This window comes from Caballeronia sp. LZ028 (genome assembly GCF_031451415.1).
Taxonomy (GTDB): Bacteria; Pseudomonadota; Gammaproteobacteria; order Burkholderiales; family Burkholderiaceae; genus Caballeronia; species Caballeronia zhejiangensis.
In genome coordinates this window covers 802100-823879 of sequence record NZ_JARUXN010000004.1, presented here as the reverse complement: position 1 = coordinate 823879, position 21780 = coordinate 802100, and the positions used below count along the sequence as shown (strand labels likewise).

The window sequence follows — 21780 nt, the reverse complement described above, 5'->3', positions numbered from 1 at the left end:
GCCGCGCGCTTTTCTGCACAATGGCACAGACGCTCGTCCATTGTTCTGCGGATTGGGCGCGCGTGTTTTTCTCTGCCGATAACATTCCTCATGGATCATCCGAAACGCATTCTGATTGTCGAAGACGACATGCATATCGCCGATGTGCTGAGTCTCAACCTGCGCGACGAACGCTACGAAGTCGTGCATAGCGCCGATGGCGCCGAAGGGCTGCGCCTGCTCGAACAGGGCGGATGGGATGCGCTGATTCTGGATCTGATGCTGCCCGGCGTCGACGGCCTCGAAATCTGCCGGCGTGCGCGCGCGATGACACGCTATACGCCGATCATCATCACGAGCGCGCGTTCGAGCGAGGTGCATCGCATTCTCGGCCTCGAACTCGGCGCGGACGACTATCTTGCGAAGCCGTTCTCGGTGCTCGAACTCGTCGCGCGCGTGAAGGCGCTGCTGCGCCGCGTCAATGCGGTCGCGAAGGACTCGCGGCTGGAGACGGGGCGCATCGAAGTGGCGGGCATCGCGATCGATCCGCTCGCGCGCGAAGCATGGGTGGATGGCGCGCGCATCGAACTCACGCCGCGCGAGTTCGATCTGCTTTATCACTTCGCGCGTCATCCGGGCAAGGTGTTCTCGCGCATGGACCTGCTCAATGCGGTGTGGGGTTATCGGCATGAAGGTTATGAGCACACGGTCAATACGCATATCAATCGTTTGCGCGCGAAAGTAGAGAAAGATGCCGCCGATCCGAAGCGCATTCTCACGGTATGGGGCCACGGCTATAAGCTCGCGGCGCAATCGCCTGACGGCAAGGTTGGCGCGCCGTGAAACTCACCTTGTCGCAACGGCTCTTCGCGGTGTTCTGCGTGCTGTTGCTCGCGTGCTGCGGCGCATCGGCGTGGCTGCAGATTCGCGCGAGCGATCTGCGCGAGAAGGAAGTCATTCAGAGTCTTTCGCGCGGGCTTGCGGCGCATATCGCGCGTGACGGCGCGCTCGCCGATGCCAACGACATCGATGCGCCCGCCGTGCGCCGGCTCTTCAGTCAGTTGATGGTGGTGAACCCGAGCGTCGAAGTCTATCTGCTCGATAACACGGGGCGCGTGCGTGCCGACGATGCGCCGCCCGGACATCTCAAGCGCGATCATGTCGATCTCGCGCCGGTGCGGCAGTTCCTCGACGGCGCCGTGTTGCCGATTCTCGGTGACGATCCGCGCAGCGAGGGCAAGCGCAAAGTCTTCAGCGCAGCGCCGCTCGCCGCGCCCGGCAAGCCGCCGTTCGGCTATGTCTATGTCGTGCTGCTCGGCGAGGAGCACGATGCGCTGGCTGCGAAGGCATCGGCGAGCGCGGTGTTGCGCACCACGCTCGCGTCGATGGGCCTCGTCACATTGCTCGGGCTCGTCGCGGGCCTGGTTGCATTCGGGCTCGTTACGCGGCCGCTGCGCCGCCTCACCGAAGCAATGCGCAAGTTCGACGCGCGTGGCGCGCCAGCAGAACCGCCGGCGCTCGCGCGCATCGACACGCCCGATGCGCGGGCGAACGAACGCGACGAGATCGTCGTGCTCGAAAGCGCGTTCGCGCAGATGGCGGAACGCATCGGCGAGCAGTGGCGCGCGCTGGGTCAGCAGGATCGCGAGCGTCGCGAGATGGTCGCGAACATCTCGCACGATTTGCGCACGCCGCTGTCATCGCTGCATGGTTATCTCGAGACGCTGTCGCTCAAGTCCGACACGCTGCCGGATACCGATCGGCGTCGTTATCTGTCGATCGCGCTTGCACAGAGCGCGAAGGTGGGTCATCTCGCGCAGTCATTGTTCGAACTGGCGAAACTCGAACACGGCATGGTCGCGCCCGAAGCCGAGGCGTTCTCTCTCGCCGATCTGGTGCAGGACGTATTCGAAAAGTTCGAACTGCCCGCGCAATCGCGGGGCGTGCGCCTGAATGCCCAGATCGCGCCACGCTTGCCGAACGTAACGGCGGATCTCGGCATGATCGAGCGCGTGTTCACGAATCTGCTCGATAACGCGATCCGTCATACGCCTGCGCAAGGCGTCGTCGACGTGACACTTGCACTTGCGCGCGAACAATCTGACAGAGTGGAAGTCACGATCAGCGATACGGGTACGGGCATTCCGCCGGAAATGCGCAAGGCGCTTTTCATGCGTCCGTTCGCTTCGGGCGGCGCGCATCGCGGCGGGCTAGGGCTGCTCATCGTACAACGCATGCTGCAATTGCACGGCAGCCAGATTCGCCTGATCGATTCGAAAGACACGGGCACCACGTTTCACTTCGATCTGCCCGTCGCCATTACGCAGACCGGCAATGGCGCGCCGCAAGTGCGCGGAGGGCGCGGTTAAAAAGAAGCCCGGCATTTCTGCCGGGCTGAATGGGATGGTCGTCGCCTGCGCCTGATCGCGCTGTTGGATTGCGCGTGCGGCGTTGCCCGGCCTGACCATCCGCGTGGACGTTTTCGTGAAAACCGATACGAAGCAAATTGCAAGGGGCACTATCTTGCCCGCGTTTGATGACGTTTTAGTCTCTCAGACTTAAACCAATCTTAAGAAGTGTGCCGCGTGTGAAGTGCGCGTCGAGCGGCGCAGGTGAAACGGCGCGTAATCTGCGTGGCGTCTTTGCTTAAGCAAGTTATATGGTTTCTTTAGAGGCTCCTCTTCATTGCATTGCGAATTGATCGGCCGATATGGCCGCAGGCGACGATGGAAAAAAATGCCGAACGACAGCCGCGCGAAAGCGCGGAACGTTCTTTCATGTGGAATCTTTCCTTGGTTTCCTGCAATATGTTTGCTAGCATGTAATCGAGTCGCAGCCGCCGCGCATGGTTGCTGGTCAAAAGTTACGGCGCTGTGGCGTGGCAATCAATAAGACCCGCCGAGGTCAATATTAAGCGAAAGCGCACACAAGTCGCGCCGAGTCGCTCGTGTCAGAAGGTTCCCGCGAGTCCACTGCTGCATCATGCAGCGGTGCGGATTCGTGCGCAATGCTATATGTGCATTGTGAAAGGTCTAATAAGCATAGACGTTTATCGCATTTCGTGTTCTTCGCTATATGAGTTCTTTCTTTCAGCGTGGGAAATAGAAACATGCGAATTATTAAAACGTGCTCAACTGAATCTTCATAGACAGGTTTCTTCGACCTGGCCGCATTGCATGACGCTTTCGGCGATGCGCGCAAGGCGATTTGGCGCAATGGCGAGCGTTGCGCACATCTTCTGGCGTTGCAGGTGATTTTCCAGGCAACCGCATGCCGTCTTCGAAATCCGAATGACGGTGGAATGTCACACTCATACGATCCGCGCACCTTGCGGGAGGAAACGTGGAAACGGAACTCAGTCAACGGCTTGCGAAAGTGTTATGGCGGTGTGCATCGCACGGACAAGTGCTGACTTATCAGCGCTTTCATGCGCTATGCGACAAGGGGGTGCCACTGCCGCAGCGTTATGCCGCGCTCGAATCCGCAATCAAGGCACTCGGGGATGTGCACGACATCGACTACGGCGTGCTCATGGCGCTCGACAGCGGCTTGCCGGGCGCCGAGTTTTTCCAGCGCTACCTGCGTCATCGTCACGGTGAATACGTGATGCAGATGGGCGACCCGAAATATCATCGACAGACGCTTGCACGCAAGCGCACGCTCGTCGCGCGCGAACGCGATCGCGTGTATGCACACGCCCGGATGGTCGAGGAGGAGCGGGCGAGACAGGCGGCATGATTTCGCCTCACGCTTCGACTTCTTTCGCGTCTTCGAGGCCAGCCTTCGCCAGCACCCAGTCACAGAAACATTTCACTTTTTCGACATCACGTTCGTTGGCGCGATAAGAGAGAAAGTGCGTCTCCCTTGCGAGCGGCGCGAACACACCCGCGCCCAACTCGATCAGATCGCCGCGCGCAAGCTCGCGCTCGGCGAGGCGCGTCGTTTCCAGCGCGACGCCCATGCCATCCACCGCCGCGGATATCGCGAGCGCCGCACGGTCGAACGAAGGCCGCGGCCCGCGTGGCATGTCGAGCCCATTGAGCTCGAACCAGCCGGGCCACGTCACACGGCTGAGTTGCGAGTCGATCAGCGTCATCCTCGCAATGTGCTCCGGCGCTGGCACGCCTTCCTGCAACAAGGACGGAGAACACATCGGGATGATGCGCTCCGTGCCCAGTGCGCGCGAGACGACACCGGCACGTTCGTGTGCGAAGCCATATGAAATGGCAACGTCGACTTCGCGCGCGCGTGCGAGATCGGCGGGCTCAGCGTCCGACGACAGACGTATCGTCACGTTCGGATGGGCCTGCATGAATTCGGGCAGACGCGGCCCGAGCCATTTCACGGCGAAGCTCGGCGCGCAATGAACGGCGAGCACTTGCGCGAGCGGATCGAGCGTGACTTCGGCGCATGCGGCTTCGATGACATCGAACACGCGTCCGAGACTTTCATGCAGGCGACGGCCTTCGGACGTCGTCTCCACGCGCCGGTTGCGCCGATGAAAGAGCGGCCTACCGAAATACTGCTCGAGTTCCTTGACCTGATGACTGATCGCCGACTGCGTGAGATGAAGCTCGCTTGCGGCAAGCGTGAAGCTTTCCAGACGCGCGGCTGCTTCGAATGCGCGCAGGAGTACGAAGTTCGGAATGCGCCTCATGGAAACACCTTATGCATGAGAGCCTGTCATGGATGGATGAACAGGCATCGTTTGTCTTTCTGGTTTGAGGTGACGAACATGTGAGCGATCCAGACGCATGACATAACCAGGAGACAAAGCATGAGTTCCCACAGTCCGGTTGCGTATCTGACAGGCGATGAATCGTCGACGTATGCGAAGGTGACATGGCGTCTGCTGCCATTTCTCTTCGTGTGCTATTTGTGCGCGTATCTCGATCGCATCAACGTGAGCTTCGCGAAGTTGCAGATGCTCAACGATCTGCATTTCAGCGACGCCGTCTACGGTGCGGGCGCGGGCGTGTTTTTCGTCGGCTATCTGCTGTTCGAGGTGCCGAGCAATCTCATTCTGTTGCGCGTGGGCGCACGTCGCTGGATCGCGCGCATCATGGTGACGTGGGGCGTGATCTCTGCCGGCATGATGTTCGTCACGACGCCGACGAGCTTCTACATCATGCGCTTCATGCTCGGCGTGGCCGAAGCAGGCTTCATTCCGGCGATCCTGCTGTATCTCACGTACTGGTTTCCCGCTTCGCGCCGAAGCAAAGTAACCGCGCTCTTCATGACGGGCATTCCGATGTCCGGCGTCGTTGGCGGGCCGCTGTCCGGCTGGATCATGACGCATATGGGCGGCGCGCACGGCATCGCGGGATGGCAATGGCTCTTCCTGCTCGAAGGCCTTCCGACGGCCGTTCTGGGCGTGGTCGCGTACTTCTATCTCGACGACAAGGTCGCCGATGCAAAGTGGCTCAACGACTCGCAAAAAGCAATGCTCGAAGCCAATCTGCGCGACGAAGAGCCGGCGCATGCGCTGCATTCGGTAAAGGATGGATTGTTGCATCCGAAAGTACTGCTGCTGTCCGTGACGTACTTTTTCTTCACGATGGGGCTCTACGGCGTGAGCTTCTGGCTGCCGACGCTCGTCAAGGCGAGCGGCGTGACCGATCCGCTCGATATCGGCCTGCTCTCGGCGATTCCCTATGCAGCGGGCGCCATTGCGATGCTCGCGGTCGGCCATAGCTCGGACAAGCGTGGCGAGCGACGCTGGCATCTTGCGGGCGCGGGTTTCGTCGGCGCGCTCGGCCTTTTTATGAGCGTGATGTACGCGCACTCCACGTTCTTCGGCATGATCGGTCTCACGCTCGCGACGATGGGCGTAGTCACGACCATCTCGCAGTTCTGGGTTCTGCCGCCCGCGATTCTCAGCGGCGGCGCTGCAGCCGCGGGCCTTGCGCTTGCGAATTCCGTGGGCAGCATCTCGGGCGTCGTGAGTCCCTGGCTCATCGGCGTGATCCAGACGCAGTCGGGTTCGACGGGCAGCGGCGTGCTCGGTCTCGCGGCGAGTTGCGTGATCGGCAGCCTGCTCGTGTTCGCGGTGCCCGCCGCGCTCGTGAACAGCCGCCGTCGCAGCGACTGACTCGCGCACGCCAAGCGAAACGGCCCCTTGAAACAGGGGCTTTCGCCGTCGATGCAACTCGCAACCCGTGCGTGAGATCACGTTGCTTCCGATTCCCGTTCGCGTTGCTCGCTCAGCACGACGCCGAGCCGTTCGACGAGGTTTCTTCGCGCGTTGGCGGTATGCAGATCGGTAAGTTCGGCGGCACGGTGGCCGTTGCCTTCCGCGATGGCCGCCGCGATGGCAGCATGTTCGTCCCAGATCGATTTGCGTTGTCCCGATGCCTGCAGCACGGCGCCCATCACGCGGCGCAGATGAACCCAGTGCGTCTGCGCGGTCTCGGCGATCAACGGATTGCCCGATGCCACGTAGATCGCGTTATGAAAGGCCATGTCGGCATCGATCATCGCCTTGACATCGTCGCTCTTCGACGCGCGCCTGCCATTGGTGATGATCGCCTTGTCGATCTTCGCGCCGCGTTCGGCGGCGAGACGCGCAGCGAGCGAATCCAGCGCGCCGCGAATCTCATAGAGATGACTGATCCATGCGGGGTCGAGCGGCGTGACGAGGAGACCGCGTCCGGGCGCATCGACGACAAGACCGTCTTTCTTCAGCAGACGCAGCGCCTGCAGGACGGGTGAGCGCGAAACCGCAAGCTGTTCGGCGATCTCTTCCTGCGTGATGCGCGTGCCGGGCGCGAGCGAACCCGAACTGATGGCGTCGAGCAGAACTTTGTAGACCTCGTCGACATAGTCGGTGCGGGCCTGGAGCTTGAGAAGTTTGGCGGGCATGATTCGAGCGTAAATTCTGGATACAGAATACGGCAAGGGTACAGCGGGCCGGCCTTACGCGTCAACGCAACGTTATCGCGTGCCTGTTTTCATTCACGTTTACCCATAGAGACAACGCCGATCCACATCGCTAATCTCTGTATACAGAGTTCGGAGTTCGGAAGCCGGAATTCAGGTCTCAGGCATCGATCGATTCAACCCCACTCGAAACAGGATTTCCCATGACCATCAAATCGGACAAGCTGGAAGGGCATCAGAGCAGCGGCGGCGCGGCCGCGACAGTCAAGAAGCTCGTGCCCTACGGCGGTTACTACGTGAATAAGGTGCCGGGCCACGATCCGGAACTGACGGAGACGGGCCCCGGGACGCCGATGGGTGAATACATGCGCGCCTTCTGGCATCCGGTCTGCATGTCGATGGAGCTGACCGACACGCCGCGCTTTCTGAAGATCCTCAACGAAGAACTGGTGGCATTCCGCGACGGCAGCGGGCGTGTGGGTCTGCTGCACGCGCATTGCGCGCATCGCGGCGCATCGCTCGAATACGGCGCGATTCAAGAGCGCGGCATCATGTGCTGTTATCACGGCATGGTGTTCGACGTGGACGGCGCGTGCCTGCATGTGCCGTTTCCGAAGGGCGAAGAGAAAGAGGCCGAAAAGTACGCGTGTTCCATTCGGCAGGGTGCGTATAAGGCAGTCGAGCGTCACGGTCTCGTGTTCGCTTACATGGGACCGCCGGAAAACGAGCCGCCGTTTCCGGAGTGGGAAGGCGACTACACCGTGATGCCCGGCGACGAACTCGTGCCCTACAGCAATTTCCAGCATTGCAACTGGTTGCAGGTTCAGGACAACGCCGCCGATAACTTTCATCCGACCGCATTGCATGCCGCGAAGAACGTGGTGAAAGGACAGTTCCAGGGCACGACGTTCGACGAAGTCGGCGCAGCGTCGATGGAAGTCGCGCCCGACATGCATTTTCAGCCGGTCCAACAAGGCCGCAGTCTCGCGTGCGCGGGCGCGCGCCGCGTGAACAAGGACCGCTTGTTCGTGCGCGTGCAGCATCAAGTGCTGCCAAATCTGAGCCTGCATGCCTATACATCGGAAGATGGTTCGAAGAAGAAGCTCTTCAGCCGCTTTCATATCATCCGATGGACGGTTCCGGTCGACGACCAAAACAGCAAGATGATCGGCTGGCGCGTCATGGGCCCCGGCATCGATACGCGCGGTATCGGCAAGAAGGAACTGGTGGGCTATGAGTCGATCGACTTCCTCGACGGCCAGGTCGCGATGCGTCGTCCCGAGCGCTTCGCCGAATACACGATCGAGGACATCGTGCCGATTCCGCCCAATCATCGTGAGCGTGCGAACTACAAGCAGGCGCAATACGCGCCCGGCGACTACGAAGCCATCATCAGCCAACGGCCAATCGCGGTGCATGCGCTCGAGAATCCGACGAAGTTCGACGCGGGCCTGTTCCTGTTCCGCAAGATGCTGCGCGACGCGTTGCGCGGTTCGAATCCGGCCGCGTCGGCGCAAAACTTCGCGGAATGGTTTCGTGAGAACGCGGGCGCGCCGAATAGCTTCTGCTCGGGCAATGTGTTCGAGATCCCCGAAGGCGAAACCGTCGAAGAAGAAGTCATGCGCCGTCGCAAGGTGACGAAGCAGATCGTTGCGATCCTTGCGGAAAGCGAGAAGCTGAAGGGCGATGCGCGTGCCGCATTCGTACGCGAACGCTTCGAGGAACTCGAACTCGCGATGAAGCAATAAGCCGGCCGACGCGAGGGCGCACGGCGCTCTCGCGATGCGGGATCATCGATTCGAGGAAGTCGACCATGTCAACACAATCCATCTCGACCGACGCGCAGAGTCAGACCTTGAATCTGCTCGTGCGTCAGGTCCGCTTCGAAGGCCGAGGCATCAATTCATACGAACTCGTCGATCCCGACGGTGCGCCATTGCCGCCTTTCACAGCGGGCGCGCATATCGACATTCATCTCGCGGGCGGCGTCGTGCGGCAGTATTCGATCAGCAATGCGCCACGCGAGCGGCATCGCTATGTGATCGCCGTATTGCGCGATGAACGCGGGCGCGGCGGTTCGAAGGCGCTTCACGAGCAATTGCGCGTGCAGGACATCGTGCGTGTAAGCCGGCCGCGCAATAACTTTCATCTCGTCGACGGCGCGCGCCGCGTGTTGCTGATCGCGGGCGGGATAGGCATCACACCATTGAAGGCGATGGCGCATGAACTCGACGATGCCGGTATCGAATACGAAATGCATTACTGCGCGAAAGATGCGGGCAGCGCAGCGTTCGCCGAGGAATTCGAGCTCATGCGCGCAAGCGGGCGTCTGCATTTTCATTTCGATGGCGGCGATCCATCGGCGGGCCTCGATATCGGGGACTTGCTGAATGCGCCCGGCGAAGGCGAGCACGTCTATTACTGCGGTCCAGGCGGCTTCATGCAAGCGTGCGCGGATGCGGCGCGGCACTGGCCGTCCGGAACGGTGCATTTCGAGCACTTCAAGGCACCTGAGCGCAACGCTGGCGAGCAGGCCGCCAACGATGCGAACGACAGCTTCATCGTGCGTATCGCGAGCACAGGACAGGAAATCGAAGTGACGAAGGACGAGAGCATTGCCGATGCACTGGCGAGAGCGGGCGTGTTCATCGACACATCATGCTGCGCGGGCTTGTGCGGTACGTGCAAGGTGCGTTATCTCGAAGGAGACGTCGAGCACAACGACTGCATCATGAGCGAAGAAGAAAAGACCGACTTTCTGACCGCGTGCGTGTCGCGTGCGACGAGCAAGGTACTCGTATTGGATCTCTGATAGAGAATCGATCTTCCAAAAAGTCATATAGGCAGGCGAGGGGACTCGTCTGCGGCCAATCTGACGTTATGCCGACGAACCTTGCATAAAGAAATGAGCGGTAGCTCACACAAGCTATGTCTTATGCGCCAATAGGTAGCTCATTCGCACCTATTCGCCGGTGCAAGCCGTGTTACGAAGAGGACGCTTAATATAATCGTCTCAATACCTCGCGATCCCGCATTCGGCGGGACGTTGACGGCCAGGCATTGCAAGAACGGGACGACGAGTCATCGATCCTTGCGCGCCACCAAAGACGAGGACGAGATCGATATGAGACCGGTTGTATTCGGGAACCGATTCGGATGGCTGCACGCCGGAAGCGGCACGCGCGGCGTAGTGCTCAGCAATACCTATGGGCACGAATACGTGTGGACATATAGCGGCATGCGGCATCTCGCCGAAGCGCTGTCCGCGCGAGGCATATGGGTGCTGCGTTTCGACTATCGAGGCACGGGCGACTCGGCGGGCGCCGATCTCGCACCGGATCAATTCCAATCGTCGGTCGATGACGTCGACGCGGCCATCGAATGGCTGAAGACATCGACAGGCATAGAGCACGTCACGTTATGCGGCTTTCGCGTGGGCGCCGCGTTCGCGCTCGAGGCCGCATTGCGTCAACCGGTCGATGACCTCGTACTGCTCGCACCCGTTGCGAGTGGCCGCGTGTATATGCGCGAGTTGAGCATCGTGCGCAAGACATGGCTCGAACTGCTTGCACCGCCTTTGCGTGAGATGCAAAAGGACGACGCGCGGCTCAACGTCCTCGGCCAGGTTTATAGCGATGAATTCAAAGGCTCATTGCAGGCGATCGATCTCGTCGCGAGCGTAAGAGACGCTGCGGCGGCACCAGCGCGTCGCGCGTTGGTCATGAATATGAAGGCGGGCGGCACGGATCCATTGTGCGACGCGCTCATCGAAAAGGGCGTGGAAGCACAGGCGCGTCCGTTCGAAGATCTCACTGGCTTTCTTCAGGAAACTGCATTCAACGCATTGCCGCGCGCAGCGTTCGCCCAAGTCGTGGAATGGATCGCTGGCAAGGATTCATCAAACAGGCAAGCGCCGTCGTCGGCCGATGCCTTTGACTGGTCCGCTCTAAAGATAGACACACCCGAAGCTATCGAACGCCCAGTACGCATCGGCGACGAAAAGCTTTTCGGCATTTTGTGCGAGCCGCGCACGGGGGCCGCGCGAGGTCCGGTGTTTCTCATTGCGAATACATCGGCGAGTGCGCGCGTCGGCGACAGCCGGCTATCCGTTCGCATTGCACGCGAGCTTGCGCGGCGCGGCATCGCATCATTGCGTTTCGATGCGCGAGGCCGAGGCGACAGTCCGGCCGCGCCCGGCGCAGTGCAATCGGATACGGCGTTCGGCCGAATCTATAACCAGATCGCGACTGACGACACCGCGGCCGCCGCACGCTGGCTCGCGCGGCAGGGCTACAAGTCGATCTTTGCATTCGGCGTGTGCTCGGGCGCTTATCACGCGCTCAAGGCGGCGGTCGCCGAGAATGCGATCAACGGTGTCGTCACAGTCAATCTGCCGACGTTTAAAAGACCGGCGGACGTCGCGCCCGACGGCTTGCGTCAATCGACGCGCAATTCCATGGCGGGTTATGCATTCTCGATGCTCGATCCACAGAAATGGAAAGCGATCCTGCGCGGCGAAAAGCAGTTGATGCGCGTATTGCGCTTCGTGCTCGGCTATATGGCGACGCGCGCGCGTTCGCGTATCGTCGATGTGTTGAGGCTCGACCGCCTGAGCAGCACGGCGCCGGAGCTCGCGACCGAACCGGGACCGATCATTCGTGCGCTCGATGCCAAAGGCGTAAAGACAGCGCTCGTCTATGGCGCGTACGATGCGGGCATGGATCTGATCGCCGCGCATTTCGGCAAGCAGGGCGCGCGACTGTCGCGCTATCCATCCGTGCGAATGGCGATCTTTTCGGACCTCGATCACGCCCTCTTCATGACGACCGGTTCGGCGCATGTGGTTGCGGTGTGCGAACGTATCGCGAAGGAAAACACATCGCCCGTTGCAGATCCGGTCTTTTCAGGCAGAGAACCCGTCGTCTTGTGATTGAAGCGAGCTTGCTTCGGCGCGTCGGTCATGCGTCAGGCGAGCTCGCCGTGACTTGAGTATCCTTCGCTATTGGAACGTGCCCATATCGGGCAGCGTCCAGTGGGGAACTCATGTCGGCGGACTTCGTCCGGCACATGCGCGCCGCGAGATCCGCTCAACACAACGCACAGGAGTCTGGCGATGTCGATTGAAAAGGTTCTATACCGTGCACATGCTCATGTCACTGGCGGGCGCGACGGCCGCGCGACCGTGCCCGAAAGCAATCTGGATCTCAAGCTGACAACCCCGAAAGAACTCGGCGGCGGTGGTGGCGATGGCACCAATCCCGAGCAACTCTTCGCCGCAGGGTATAGCGCGTGCTTTATCGGCGCGATCAAATTCGTCGCCGCTCGCGACAAGATCACGCTGCCGAAAGATGTCGCGGTGGATGGCAGCGTGGGCATCGGTCAAATCCCGAACGGTTTCGGCATCGAGGTCGAATTGAAGATCTCGCTACCGGGAATGGATCGCAGCGAGGCACAGGCGCTTGTAGACAAGGCGCATATCGTCTGTCCTTATTCGAATGCAACGCGCAATAATATCGACGTCAAATTGACGCTGGCATAAGCATGTCGAATGTTCGGGGGCCTTTCTCCTGAACGCTCGAATGCACGCGGAGGAAGCGATGCTGACATCTGGAATCGATCACGTAGGTCTCACTGTGCGCAATCTCGACGCAACGCGTGACTTTTTCGTTCAATGTCTCGGCTGGCAGATCGTCGGCGAGCGGTCCGAGTATCCCGCCGTATTCGTATCGGACGGAAAGCTGCTGGTTACGTTATGGCAGGTGAAGGATGAATCGGCGCCTATAGCATTCGATCGGCGAACGAATATCGGGCTTCATCATCTCGCATTGCGCGCAACGGATGAAGCCGCACTCGCGACGATTCTCGAGCGCGTGTCGACATGGCCGGGAGTGGCAGTGGAATTCGCGCCGGAACTGCTAGGAGCCGGTCCAAAGCGCCACATGATGATTTACGAACCGGGCGGCATCAGGATCGAATTCGATTTCGATCCGCGTGTATAGATTGAAACTCCGGACCGCAAAGAAAACGGCGGAGTCGTGCACGAACTCCGCCGTTTGCGTGAATACAGTGTCAGGCAATCAGAAACGGTGTCCGATCTTTAACCGATGCGAGCCATGCGGGTGCGCGGCCACGACCGCTCCACGTTGCGCCGCTTTCCGGATCGCGATAGAGCGCGGGTTGAGGACCGCGCGGTTGTCCCTTTGCTTTGCGCTTGACCGCAGCGCGCGTTTTTCCTTTGGCCTTGGTTCCCTGCGCGCTTGCTCCAACCGCAAACTTGCTACGGTCCTTTGCATTGGCGATCCAGCCCGGCGCGCGTCCGCGGCCGCTCCAGGTCGCACCGGTCTTTGGATCCCGATAGGCGACTGCGCCGGGCTTCTTCGCGGAAGCCGAACTGCCCGCCTTCTTGCGTGAACCGGAATAGCTTTCGATGTCCGAGATGGTCAATCCATGGCTCGACATCAGGTGATGAATCTTTTGCAGCGCATTCTCGGATTGTTTTGCAACGAGCGCATCCGCTTTCGCTTGAAGTGCTTCGATACGCGCCTGAATACTTTCTAGCGTTGACATGAGTTACCTCTAATAGATCGTCGATCGCACTATGCCATGCACATCCGCAATGCGCTAGAGGAGATTCGTGTAAATGCGTAGCAGTGGAAAGTCTAGAATATCGCTCCAGGACGGTAAGTGGTGAGACGCACATTGCAAATCCAGATTTCACTCCGGTTCGAATAAGAAATGGAAGTTGCTTTAGACATTTTCTTATCCGTTCGTGCGCGTCTCCATGTTGCGAAACATCAATCGTCAATTGCAGTAAGCGCTGATTCAACTTCCGCGATAGGTGCCGAAACTCCAAGGCGAACAAAGCAGCGGGACGTGATAGTGCTGCGTCGCATCGGCGAGCGTGAAGCGAACCGGCACGACGTCCGCGAATACATCGGGCGTCTTGAAGTAATCGGCGACCCAGAAGCGCAACTCGAAATTCCCCGCTCGCGCTTGCGCCGCCGGCAGGATCGGCGAGTCGGTGCGTCCGTCGCGATTGGTGCGCGTGCGCGCGAGCAGCGTGGGCGGCTCGCTGCCGATATCGAACAATTCGATCTGCATCCCGGCGGCGGGTTTGCCGAGTGCGACGTCGAGTACGTGCGTGGTAATGCCTGCGGCCATGATGTTTTCTCCTGATCTCGCGTTCGAGTACTTTCCGGCTCAACTGCCGCGGTAGTAGTTGTAGCTCCACGGTCCGAACAGCACCGGCAAATGAATGCGCTGATTGACGTCCGTGATGCGAAAGCGCAGCGGGATCTTTGAGAGAAACATCGGCTGCGGAAGATCCGCCTTGCGTGCGGCGAAGTATTCGTCCACATGCAGCAACAACTCATAAGTCCCCGCGCGATAGGTATCGCCGATCAGGAGGGGAGGCTCGCTGCGTCCGCTTGCAGCCAGCGTGATCGTCTGAAGGAACTTCGAACGCCCGTCGTCGATCGCAAACAGCTCGACGCGCATACCCGAAGCGGGCGTGCCATGCCATGTGTCCAGGCCGTGCATCGTGAGGCGTGGGCTCAGGCCATCCTGTTGCACCGGGCCGGTCGTCTGATTCGGCGCGGGTGCATCGGCGGACAGCGCCGTCTTCGCGATCAGCATGCTGCCGCCAAGTGCCACAGATTGCAGAGCAAAGCGACGGCGACTCACGTCGAATGCAGGGGATGATGTGTTCTTGTCGCGCATGTCAGGCCTCTTGTTTGTTGCCGAGCTTGCGGATGCCGACGATCACGAGCACCGCGGCCAGCACTTCGATTACGGCCACGACGTACAGGCCGGTCGTCACCTTGCCCGTCGCGTTCTTGATGAGTCCCATCACATAGGGCGCGCCGAAGCCCGCGAGATTGGAGACGGAATTGATGAGCGCCACGCCAATTGCGGCCGCACTGCCAGCGAGATAGCGGTTGGGCAATTGCCAGAAAACGGGAATCGCGCTCATGGTGCCGATGAGCGATGCGGTCATCGCGAGCAGCGCGATCACCGGCGAGATCTTGTCGAAACCCATCAGCATCGCGAGCGCGGCCATCGATATGCCTCCGACGATTGCCGCACCGCTGAAGTGCCAGCGCACTTCATTGCTGCGATCCGAGTGCGCGCCGTTGATGATCATGCCCGCAGCACCGCACAAATAGGCGACCGCTGCGATCCAGCCGACCGCCATCGGCGTGCTGATGCCAACGTCCTTGATGACGGTGGGAATCCAGAAAGTGAGTGTCGAGTTCGCACACAGCAGGCAGAAGAAGATCGCGATCAGCAGCCACACCTTGCGGTTCTTGAAGAGCGAGCGCCAGTCGTGACCGCGTTCGCCCATCGCTGCGTTGTCGCGTTGCAGGGCATCGAGCACGACGCGCTTTTCATCATCGGAAAGCCAGCGCGCCTGCTCGGGCTTGTCGGTCATGTAGAAGTACGCGAACACACCGGCCAGCACCGACGGAATACCTTCGATGATGAAGAGCCACTGCCATCCGTGCATGCCGTGCACGCCGCCCATCGACGTCATGATCCAGCCGGCGAGAGGACCGCCGAGCACGCCCGCGATCGCAGAAGCCGACATGAACGTGCCGAAGGCGCGCGCACGTCGCTGCGACGGATACCAGTAAGTGAGGTAAAGAATGACGCCCGGATAAAACCCTGCTTCGAATGCGCCGAGCAGGAAACGCAGGACATAAAACTGCGTGGGCGTGGTGACATGCGTTTGCAACATGCAGATGACGCCCCAGCATATCGTGATACGCATGATGGTCTTTTTCGCGCCGATCTTCTGCAGCAGCATGTTCGACGGCACTTCGAAGAGAAAGTAGCCGATGAAGAAGATGCCCGCGCCGAGACCGTATACGGCTTCGCTGAAATGCAGCGAGTCGAGCATCTGCAGCTTCGCGAAGCCGATGTTGACGCGATCCAGCCAAGCGAGCACCCACAGCACGCCGAGGAACGGCAGCAGGCGCCATGAAACCTTGCGATAGACGCTTGCTTCGGCGCTTTCGACCGCGCTCGCGAAAACCGGCATCTCCTGTTTGATGAGCGACATGGTTTCTCCTTTCCAGTCGGTTTGCGTCGCGCGGACACGGCCGTGCGCTCGGTTGGAAGCAAGTATAGAAACGGCCAAAAAATCGGGAACGGGGGACGAGCCAATAGGCCCCATAGCAACATGTATATGGGTTCGAAAGCCTTGTGCGATAGGGCTTTGCACGGTTTTTCGCCGCACTTTTCACGCCTTATGGATTACCCTAGCGCGCCTCGCATGAAGCGGTTCCCGCAGTGCCGGCTGGCAAAATAGCGGCGCAGCCACGCGAACAATAGAGACACCGAAATCATCATGAATCGCACCGACGATCCATTCGATACCTATCTGCTGCGCGTGCTGTGCACGCTGATCGGGGAACGCAGCGTGTCACGCACGGCCATTCGTATGAACCAGTCGCAGCCGGCCATCAGCTCGGCGCTCAAGCGTCTGCGCGCCATCTTCAACGATCCGCTGCTTACGCGCGAAAAGAACGCGATGGTGCCGACCGAACGCGCGATTCAGCTCGCGCAGAGCGCACAGGCCGCATTGAGTGCGCTCGATAACCTGCTCGTATCCGACGATCATTTCGATCCCGCGACAACCGAGCAAAGCTTTACCGTCGGAATGCCCGATTACCTGGCGCCCCCGTTTTTTGCGCATGTCGTGCGCGAATTCAGGCACGCTGCACCACGCGCGCGCCTCATTGCGGTGCCGCTTTCGGCTTCATTCAATTACGAACAGGGGCTTTCCGAAGGCTCGCCCGATATCGTGATCGGCAACTGGCCCAATCCGCCCGAGCATCTTCATTTGTCGGTATTGCTGGAGGACGATGTCGTGTGCGTGGTCGCGCGCGATAGCGTCTATGCGCAATCAGGCAAGTTCGATGCCCAGGACTATCTGAGTGCATCGCATATCGTGCCCACGCCATATTCGCGCGATCAGCGCGGCGTCGTCGATACGGGACTCAGCACCATGCGCGTGCATCGCGATAACCGCGTGAGCTGCCCGTACTTCAATCTCGCGCCGAGCCTGATTCCGGGCACCGATCTTATTCTCACGACCGGCAGGCATTTCGCGAATTATCACGCGCAGCATCTTCCGCTCGTTGTGCTCGACGCCCCGATTGAATTTCCGTTCATGCGCTTTTATCAGTTGTGGCATCCGTCGCGGCATCGCTCGGCATCGCACGTCTGGCTGCGCGGCATGCTGACGGCGGCCGCTCAGGAATTGCGCGCGCTGCGCGACATGCATCGCGCGTAGCGCTATCGTGTTCTGTTATGCGGTCAATAGGATCGGCTGTCTCGCCGCCCGATCGCGCGGTTCCTATACTCGGCACGAATTGCCATCGACACGCCATAGGAGACGCGAGCATGTCACAGTCGATCAACCTGGAGCCGGTCAATTCGCTGGACCGCGCGGCATTCATTGGTACATTCGCAAGCGTGTTCGAGCATTTTCCGCAAGCGGCGGAGGGCGCGTGGAGCGTGCGGCCGTTCGCATCCGCCAATGCCTTGCATGACGCGATGATGGATGTCATCCGCAATCTGGACGATAAAAGCCAGCGCGCATTTCTGAACCTGCATCCGTTGTTATCGGGCGCAAACATTCGCTCGGGAACGATGACGGCCGATTCCGATGCCGAACAAAAGAGCGCCGGGCTCGATGCCATGTCGATGGAACAGGAAGCGTCGCTCGATCGTCTCAACAGAGCTTATCTCGAGCGGCATGGCTTTCCGTTCATCATCTGCGTGCGGCACTACACGCGCGAAGGCATCTTCAGCGCGCTCGAACGTCGCATTGGACGCAGCACGCAGCAGGAACTCGATGAGGCGCTCGCGCAAATCGCAGCGATCACGCGTGCGCGGCTGAATACGCGTCTTTCGGCGTTGAATTGATCAGTGTGCGCGAGCCTGAAAACGAATCAGGCTCGCGCGCACACTACCGCGCATCACATGCACGCGGCACGCGATGAAAGTTTCGATCGAAATAAATCAGGCTATCGCCGTCGTCGCGCACGCGGATCGCGGTGGTTTGCACGAACATCACCGAGTGCGATCCTACTTCCTTCGCCTCGACGATCGTGCCTTGCAGGCTGGCGAGCGCATCGCGCAACACCGGCACGCCGTTCGCGCCTTCGTCCCACACCGGTAACGAAAAGCGCTCGTCCATCGACAATTGCGTGAGACCGGCGAAGTGTCGCGCGATCTGTTCGAGATGACCCGGCAACACGTTCACGCACACATTGCGATTGTTCACGAATGCGGCATGCATGGCGCTCGACCTGTTGATGCAGACGAGCAGCGTAGGCGGCGCATCCGTGACCGAGCACACCGCGCTCGCAGTAATGCCGCAGCGGCCATGCGTGCCTGTCGTCGTAATCACATTCACTGCTGCGCCCAGATGAGCCATGGCCTGGCGGAACAGCTTGCGCACCTGATCGATATCGGAAAGGTCGGGACGGGGCAGCGCGGACATGGGAGCGTCTCCTGTTCGTTTCATGTTCAGGTTGTGTATAGCAAATGGTCAATCAAGCGTACGCGCTGAACCGCACAAATAAAATCGGCACGTCCCGCCCGCTCGCCCGGCGTAGTTACCGAACGCACTAAAGCTTTTACCTATCTCGCGTCATCGAGGTAAAGAAAGGACTTTCGCGGCGAATTTCGGCTGGTTATCATTGGCGCATCAAAAAACAGACCCTGCGATGAGACAGCCGAATCCTCCGGCGCGCTTGGTCCCTGATGCGCGCATCGAAAGAGCAATCGCAATGAATTCTTCCGCTCCCATGGTCTATATCGTCGATGACGACAACGGCATGCGTACCTCGCTTGCATGGCTGCTCGATTCAGTCGGCGTGAAGTCGGAAGGGTTCGCCAATGCCGCCGATTTTCTGCGCGTATTCGATGTGAGTCGTCCCGCTTGTCTCGTGCTCGATGTACGGATGCCGGAGGCGAGCGGATTCGACGTGCAAGCCGAACTCAACCGCCGCGGTGCGGCTTTGCCGATCATCTTCGTGAGCGGTCACGGCGACATTCCGATGTCCGTTCGCGCGCTTCAGCATGGCGCGATCGATTTCGTCGAGAAGCCCTATAACTCCCAGCAAATGCTCGATCGCGTGCAGCGCGCGATGAAGCTCGCGATGCAGCGTCACGCGAAAGACCAGCGGCAACGCGAGTTGCGCGAGCGCGTCGACTCGCTGACCGGGCGCGAGAAGGAGGTCTTGCGCGGCGTGATCGAGGGCAAAGCGAGCAAGCGCATCGCCGCCGATCTGCAGATCAGCGTCAAGACCGTCGACGTGCATCGCGCGAGCATCAAGGACAAGCTCGGAGCTGCGTCCATCGCGACGCTCGTGCGCGATGTGCTCGAAGTATGGAGCCCGTCCGGCGACGAGCGCGCATGATTCGAACTCGCTAACGCATGTAAAGGCCGCCGTTCACGTCCCAGCATGCGCCGTTGGCGAAATACGCATCCGGTGATGCGAGCAGCACGGCCACGTCGGCGATGTAATCGGCCGAGCCGAGACGTCCCACGGGAATGCCGGCGATAACCTTGTCGAGTTTGTCGGCAGGCAGGCTCTCATGCACGATCGGAAGGTCAAGCGGACCAGGTGAGATCGCGTTGACGGTCACGCCGCGCGCGGCCAGATCGCGCGCAAAAACCTTGGTCAATGTAATCGCACCGCCTTTGGCGGCCGCGTAATGCGCGCCGGTCGCCGAACCGCCGTTCTGTCCCGCCAGCGATGCGATATTGACGATGCGACCCGCGCCGCGATCCGCGAAATAGAGGCCGAATACCTGACAGCCGAAGAGCACGCTGCGCAGATTGATATCGATGACCTGATCGAACTGCTCTGCGGTAATCTCCATCACGGGCACGACTTTCGATGCACCCGCGTTGTTGACGAGCGCATCGATTCGGCCCCAGCGTTCATGCACGGCATCGCGTGCGTGTTCGAAGTCCGTCTTCGATGCCACATCCAGCCTGATGGCGAATGCGCTGCTCTGGTCCGCACTCAGCTCGCATGCGAGCGATTGCGTTGCTTCGATTGCGATATCGGCCAGCGCAACCCTATAGCCTGCGGCATGAAAGCGGCGCGCGACCACGGCGCCGAGGCCGCGCGCGGCACCCGTGATGAGCGCGATTCTCTTGGACATATTCGAGTTCCTTTTCTAATGGGCGAGAGCGGCCGCAATGTATGCGGCGACGATGCAGAGCGTTGCGTTACGGCACCGACAATGCACGTCCGACACGCGCCTCGATCTTTCCATAACGCCACAGGTTGTATTCGCCGACGGGCGTCGTGCGATAGAGATTGCATACCGCGGCGGCCGTATCGAAGTCTGCTACGTCGGCCATGATGTAGAAGGTCCACGGCGCGCCATCGGATTGGCCGACGACGAGACGATCGTCGTCCATCACGCCCAGCACGCGCACGTTCTCCATCGCTTCGACAGCAGCGAGCATCTTGCCGTAGGCTTGCCATACTTCGCCGATCTTCTCGCGCGGCAAATCAAAAAAGTTTTGCGTTACGCCGCAGCAAAAGAGCACGCGCAAAGGCAGGTTTCGGTTATCGGTCATGAAGCGTTACTCCTGATGTTATGCGTTATGCGATGAATGGGGATCAAAGATAGCCGGGAATGGGCGGCACACCGACGAACACGGCACCCGCGCCGTCGTAGTTCCCTTCGCCGAGAAATGCGTGTTGCGTGACGACCATGGCGTCGCGCATCAGGCGTTGCAATGGATGCGTGCGATAGATCGCCATCGTGCCGCCTAGTCGATAGGCGCGATTCACGACATCGGCGCCCTCACGCGCAATCTGCGTTGCGCAGAGGCGTAGCAGGCTCACTTGTTCCGGCATAACTTCATTGCCCGCGAGAATCGATTGCCATACGCTGTCGGTCGATTCGTAGAAGAAGGCCCGTGCGCTGCGCAGTTGTGCTTCCGCTTTTGCAAGCTCGATCCGGTAATAGGCGCGGTCGGCGAGTTGCGGCGCGCCTGTCGTTGTCTTGCGGCCTCCGGCCATATGATTCGCGACATCGAGCGCTGCGCGCGCCAGACCGAGATTCACGACGGCGAGCACTTGCGCCGCATAAGCGATGGTCGGATAGCGATAGAGCGGTTCATCGACCGTTGATGGGCCACCGCGAACGAAGGTCCAGTCTTCAGCAACGAACTGATCCGTCACGCGCAAATCGTGACTCCCGGTGCCCTGCATGCCGACGACGTTCCAGTTTTCGACGATCTCGACTTGCGCGGGGCGAAACACGGCCGTACGCGGCTTGCCTGGTGCTTCACCCGGCTTGCTGGTGCTGATGCCGACGCCGAGCCAGTCCGCGCCCTTGCAGCCGCTCGCGAACTTCCATGTGCCGCTCACGCGATAGCCGCCCGATGCTGGCTGTGCGTTCTGAACGGGGAAGAGGCCGCCCGCAAACACCTGGTCGGGACCGTCGGCGTAGATTGCAGCTTGCGTCGCAAGCGACAACGCGGCGAGATAGAGATTCGCTGATCCAAAACTCGCGACCCATGCGGCGGAGCCGTCAGCGACAGCGATGCGCTCGATCATCTGCAGAAATTCTCCCGGTGCGCGCGCGTCACCGCCGAATCGTTTTGGCGTGGCCGCACGATAGATACCTGCGCGCTTGAGCTTGTCGATGACATCGCGCGGTACGTGCGACACGCGGTCGAATTCATCGCGACGCCGGGCGATTTCGGCGATCACATCGTCGAGCGCTATCGCGTCGGTTTGACTGGACAGATCGTCGCGAAGGGCGACTGCAATCGCGGATGCTGACATGGGGACATCTCCTTTTCGTTCGTATGGCGCATGAGATTGAGTTGAAGTGCTTTCGAGCCACACGCAGTAATGCCAGTCTAGGAATGCAAAA

At 60.2% G+C, this 21780-nt stretch carries 22 protein-coding genes; 12 read left to right on the top strand and 10 right to left on the bottom strand.

The genetic code is table 11. From position 1 onward, the window contains the following. The first annotated feature begins 90 nt into the window (after positions 1 to 90). The 3 genes from QCE58_RS26560 (at position 91) to QCE58_RS26550 (ending at position 3717) form a co-directional block, all read left to right on the top strand. Positions 91 to 822, top strand: a complete 732-nt coding sequence (locus QCE58_RS26560) for a response regulator transcription factor (RefSeq protein WP_250521691.1) — start codon at positions 91 to 93, stop codon at positions 820 to 822. Beyond that, complete coding sequence (locus tag QCE58_RS26555; RefSeq protein WP_250435852.1) at positions 819 to 2348, top strand: HAMP domain-containing sensor histidine kinase; 1530 nt, start codon at positions 819 to 821, stop codon at positions 2346 to 2348. Before QCE58_RS26560 ends, QCE58_RS26555 begins: the two co-directional genes overlap by 4 nt. A gap of 973 nt (positions 2349 to 3321) precedes the next feature. Continuing rightward, positions 3322 to 3717, top strand: a complete 396-nt coding sequence (locus QCE58_RS26550) for a hypothetical protein (RefSeq protein ID WP_033536146.1) — start codon at positions 3322 to 3324, stop codon at positions 3715 to 3717. A 7-nt stretch (positions 3718 to 3724) separates the two neighbouring features. On the opposite strand, the gene QCE58_RS26545 is transcribed toward QCE58_RS26550, so the two are convergent. After that, a complete protein-coding gene (locus QCE58_RS26545; protein WP_008353300.1) occupies positions 3725 to 4636 on the bottom strand; it encodes a LysR substrate-binding domain-containing protein in 912 nt (303 codons plus the stop codon). A gap of 120 nt (positions 4637 to 4756) precedes the next feature. Between QCE58_RS26545 and QCE58_RS26540 the strand changes: the two genes are divergently transcribed. Continuing rightward, the gene (locus QCE58_RS26540; RefSeq protein WP_175979360.1) at positions 4757 to 6070 is read left to right on the top strand and encodes an MFS transporter; all 1314 of its coding nucleotides are present in this window, start codon (positions 4757 to 4759) and stop codon (positions 6068 to 6070) included. Positions 6071 to 6147: 77 nt separating this feature from the next. Here the strand turns inward: QCE58_RS26540 and QCE58_RS26535 are convergent, their stop codons facing one another. Beyond that, a complete protein-coding gene (locus QCE58_RS26535) occupies positions 6148 to 6840 on the bottom strand; it encodes a GntR family transcriptional regulator (RefSeq protein ID WP_008353303.1) in 693 nt (230 codons plus the stop codon). Between the two features lie 221 nt (positions 6841 to 7061). Here QCE58_RS26535 and QCE58_RS26530 point away from each other — a divergent pair, with 221 nt between their 5' ends. The 5 genes from QCE58_RS26530 (at position 7062) to QCE58_RS26510 (ending at position 12857) form a co-directional block, all read left to right on the top strand. Next, the gene (locus QCE58_RS26530; RefSeq protein WP_250521690.1) at positions 7062 to 8606 is read left to right on the top strand and encodes a Rieske 2Fe-2S domain-containing protein; all 1545 of its coding nucleotides are present in this window, start codon (positions 7062 to 7064) and stop codon (positions 8604 to 8606) included. 65 nt (positions 8607 to 8671) lie between these two features. Continuing rightward, a complete protein-coding gene (locus tag QCE58_RS26525; RefSeq protein WP_250521689.1) occupies positions 8672 to 9670 on the top strand; it encodes a PDR/VanB family oxidoreductase in 999 nt (332 codons plus the stop codon). Between the two features lie 312 nt (positions 9671 to 9982). Continuing rightward, entirely contained in the window at positions 9983 to 11788 is a 1806-nt protein-coding gene (locus QCE58_RS26520; RefSeq protein WP_250521688.1) for an alpha/beta fold hydrolase, read from the top strand. A gap of 183 nt (positions 11789 to 11971) precedes the next feature. Then, positions 11972 to 12397 (top strand): organic hydroperoxide resistance protein, encoded by a 426-nt coding sequence (locus QCE58_RS26515; RefSeq protein ID WP_008353310.1) that lies wholly within the window; start codon positions 11972 to 11974, stop codon positions 12395 to 12397. Between the two features lie 58 nt (positions 12398 to 12455). Next, complete coding sequence (locus tag QCE58_RS26510; protein WP_409014174.1) at positions 12456 to 12857, top strand: VOC family protein; 402 nt, start codon at positions 12456 to 12458, stop codon at positions 12855 to 12857. 70 nt (positions 12858 to 12927) lie between these two features. Here QCE58_RS26510 and QCE58_RS26505 read toward each other — a convergent pair whose 3' ends face one another. From QCE58_RS26505 to QCE58_RS26490, 4 genes are all read right to left on the bottom strand, one after another. Further along, a complete protein-coding gene (locus tag QCE58_RS26505; protein WP_008353314.1) occupies positions 12928 to 13425 on the bottom strand; it encodes an H-NS family nucleoid-associated regulatory protein in 498 nt (165 codons plus the stop codon). Positions 13426 to 13680: 255 nt separating this feature from the next. Then, on the bottom strand, positions 13681 to 14019 hold the full coding sequence (gene uraH / locus QCE58_RS26500) for a hydroxyisourate hydrolase (RefSeq protein WP_008353315.1): 339 nt from the start codon (positions 14017 to 14019) through the stop codon (positions 13681 to 13683). Positions 14020 to 14058: 39 nt separating this feature from the next. Next, positions 14059 to 14577 carry a hydroxyisourate hydrolase gene (locus tag QCE58_RS26495; RefSeq protein ID WP_175979356.1) on the bottom strand — a complete coding sequence of 173 codons (519 nt, stop codon included), beginning with the start codon at positions 14575 to 14577 and terminating at the stop codon, positions 14059 to 14061. A 1-nt stretch (position 14578) separates the two neighbouring features. Beyond that, complete coding sequence (locus tag QCE58_RS26490; RefSeq protein WP_250521686.1) at positions 14579 to 15919, bottom strand: MFS transporter; 1341 nt, start codon at positions 15917 to 15919, stop codon at positions 14579 to 14581. A gap of 288 nt (positions 15920 to 16207) precedes the next feature. On the opposite strand from QCE58_RS26490, the gene QCE58_RS26485 reads away from it, so the two are divergent. After that, positions 16208 to 17155, top strand: coding sequence for a LysR family transcriptional regulator (locus QCE58_RS26485; RefSeq protein WP_008353318.1), 948 nt, complete (start codon positions 16208 to 16210; stop codon positions 17153 to 17155). A gap of 110 nt (positions 17156 to 17265) precedes the next feature. Continuing rightward, complete coding sequence (gene uraD / locus QCE58_RS26480; RefSeq protein ID WP_250440617.1) at positions 17266 to 17790, top strand: 2-oxo-4-hydroxy-4-carboxy-5-ureidoimidazoline decarboxylase; 525 nt, start codon at positions 17266 to 17268, stop codon at positions 17788 to 17790. Between the two features lie 43 nt (positions 17791 to 17833). On the opposite strand, the gene hpaC is transcribed toward uraD, so the two are convergent. Continuing rightward, a complete protein-coding gene (hpaC, locus tag QCE58_RS26475) occupies positions 17834 to 18370 on the bottom strand; it encodes a 4-hydroxyphenylacetate 3-monooxygenase, reductase component (protein WP_008353320.1) in 537 nt (178 codons plus the stop codon). A 289-nt stretch (positions 18371 to 18659) separates the two neighbouring features. Between hpaC and QCE58_RS26470 the strand changes: the two genes are divergently transcribed. Then, positions 18660 to 19292, top strand: a complete 633-nt coding sequence (locus tag QCE58_RS26470; protein WP_250521685.1) for a response regulator transcription factor — start codon at positions 18660 to 18662, stop codon at positions 19290 to 19292. Between the two features lie 10 nt (positions 19293 to 19302). Here QCE58_RS26470 and QCE58_RS26465 read toward each other — a convergent pair whose 3' ends face one another. The 3 genes from QCE58_RS26465 to QCE58_RS26455 all read right to left on the bottom strand — a co-directional run bounded on the left by QCE58_RS26465 (position 19303) and on the right by QCE58_RS26455 (position 21689). Continuing rightward, positions 19303 to 20046, bottom strand: a complete 744-nt coding sequence (locus QCE58_RS26465; RefSeq protein WP_309780492.1) for an SDR family oxidoreductase — start codon at positions 20044 to 20046, stop codon at positions 19303 to 19305. Positions 20047 to 20113: 67 nt separating this feature from the next. After that, on the bottom strand, positions 20114 to 20470 hold the full coding sequence (locus QCE58_RS26460) for a hypothetical protein (RefSeq protein ID WP_175979352.1): 357 nt from the start codon (positions 20468 to 20470) through the stop codon (positions 20114 to 20116). Positions 20471 to 20513: 43 nt separating this feature from the next. Beyond that, the gene (locus tag QCE58_RS26455) at positions 20514 to 21689 is read right to left on the bottom strand and encodes an acyl-CoA dehydrogenase family protein (protein ID WP_250521683.1); all 1176 of its coding nucleotides are present in this window, start codon (positions 21687 to 21689) and stop codon (positions 20514 to 20516) included. Positions 21690 to 21780: the final 91 nt, after the last annotated feature.

What these genes read in the sequence shown, in the direction of transcription:
- QCE58_RS26525 (WP_250521689.1), top strand. Translation starts at nt 8,672, where the DNA reads ATGTCAACACAATCCATCTCGACCGACGCGCAGAGTCAGACCTTGAAT.
- hpaC (WP_008353320.1), bottom strand. Translation starts at nt 18,370, where the DNA reads ATGTCCGCGCTGCCCCGTCCCGACCTTTCCGATATCGATCAGGTGCGC.
- QCE58_RS26510 (WP_409014174.1), top strand. Translation starts at nt 12,456, where the DNA reads ATGCTGACATCTGGAATCGATCACGTAGGTCTCACTGTGCGCAATCTC.
- QCE58_RS26465 (WP_309780492.1), bottom strand. Translation starts at nt 20,046, where the DNA reads ATGTCCAAGAGAATCGCGCTCATCACGGGTGCCGCGCGCGGCCTCGGC.
- QCE58_RS26520 (WP_250521688.1), top strand. Translation starts at nt 9,983, where the DNA reads ATGAGACCGGTTGTATTCGGGAACCGATTCGGATGGCTGCACGCCGGA.
- QCE58_RS26535 (WP_008353303.1), bottom strand. Translation starts at nt 6,840, where the DNA reads ATGCCCGCCAAACTTCTCAAGCTCCAGGCCCGCACCGACTATGTCGAC.
- QCE58_RS26560 (WP_250521691.1), top strand. Translation starts at nt 91, where the DNA reads ATGGATCATCCGAAACGCATTCTGATTGTCGAAGACGACATGCATATC.
- uraD (WP_250440617.1), top strand. Translation starts at nt 17,266, where the DNA reads ATGTCACAGTCGATCAACCTGGAGCCGGTCAATTCGCTGGACCGCGCG.
- uraH (WP_008353315.1), bottom strand. Translation starts at nt 14,019, where the DNA reads ATGGCCGCAGGCATTACCACGCACGTACTCGACGTCGCACTCGGCAAA.
- QCE58_RS26455 (WP_250521683.1), bottom strand. Translation starts at nt 21,689, where the DNA reads ATGTCAGCATCCGCGATTGCAGTCGCCCTTCGCGACGATCTGTCCAGT.
- QCE58_RS26470 (WP_250521685.1), top strand. Translation starts at nt 18,660, where the DNA reads ATGAATTCTTCCGCTCCCATGGTCTATATCGTCGATGACGACAACGGC.
- QCE58_RS26460 (WP_175979352.1), bottom strand. Translation starts at nt 20,470, where the DNA reads ATGACCGATAACCGAAACCTGCCTTTGCGCGTGCTCTTTTGCTGCGGC.
- QCE58_RS26490 (WP_250521686.1), bottom strand. Translation starts at nt 15,919, where the DNA reads ATGTCGCTCATCAAACAGGAGATGCCGGTTTTCGCGAGCGCGGTCGAA.
- QCE58_RS26485 (WP_008353318.1), top strand. Translation starts at nt 16,208, where the DNA reads ATGAATCGCACCGACGATCCATTCGATACCTATCTGCTGCGCGTGCTG.
- QCE58_RS26505 (WP_008353314.1), bottom strand. Translation starts at nt 13,425, where the DNA reads ATGTCAACGCTAGAAAGTATTCAGGCGCGTATCGAAGCACTTCAAGCG.
- QCE58_RS26540 (WP_175979360.1), top strand. Translation starts at nt 4,757, where the DNA reads ATGAGTTCCCACAGTCCGGTTGCGTATCTGACAGGCGATGAATCGTCG.
- QCE58_RS26545 (WP_008353300.1), bottom strand. Translation starts at nt 4,636, where the DNA reads ATGAGGCGCATTCCGAACTTCGTACTCCTGCGCGCATTCGAAGCAGCC.
- QCE58_RS26515 (WP_008353310.1), top strand. Translation starts at nt 11,972, where the DNA reads ATGTCGATTGAAAAGGTTCTATACCGTGCACATGCTCATGTCACTGGC.
- QCE58_RS26495 (WP_175979356.1), bottom strand. Translation starts at nt 14,577, where the DNA reads ATGCGCGACAAGAACACATCATCCCCTGCATTCGACGTGAGTCGCCGT.
- QCE58_RS26530 (WP_250521690.1), top strand. Translation starts at nt 7,062, where the DNA reads ATGACCATCAAATCGGACAAGCTGGAAGGGCATCAGAGCAGCGGCGGC.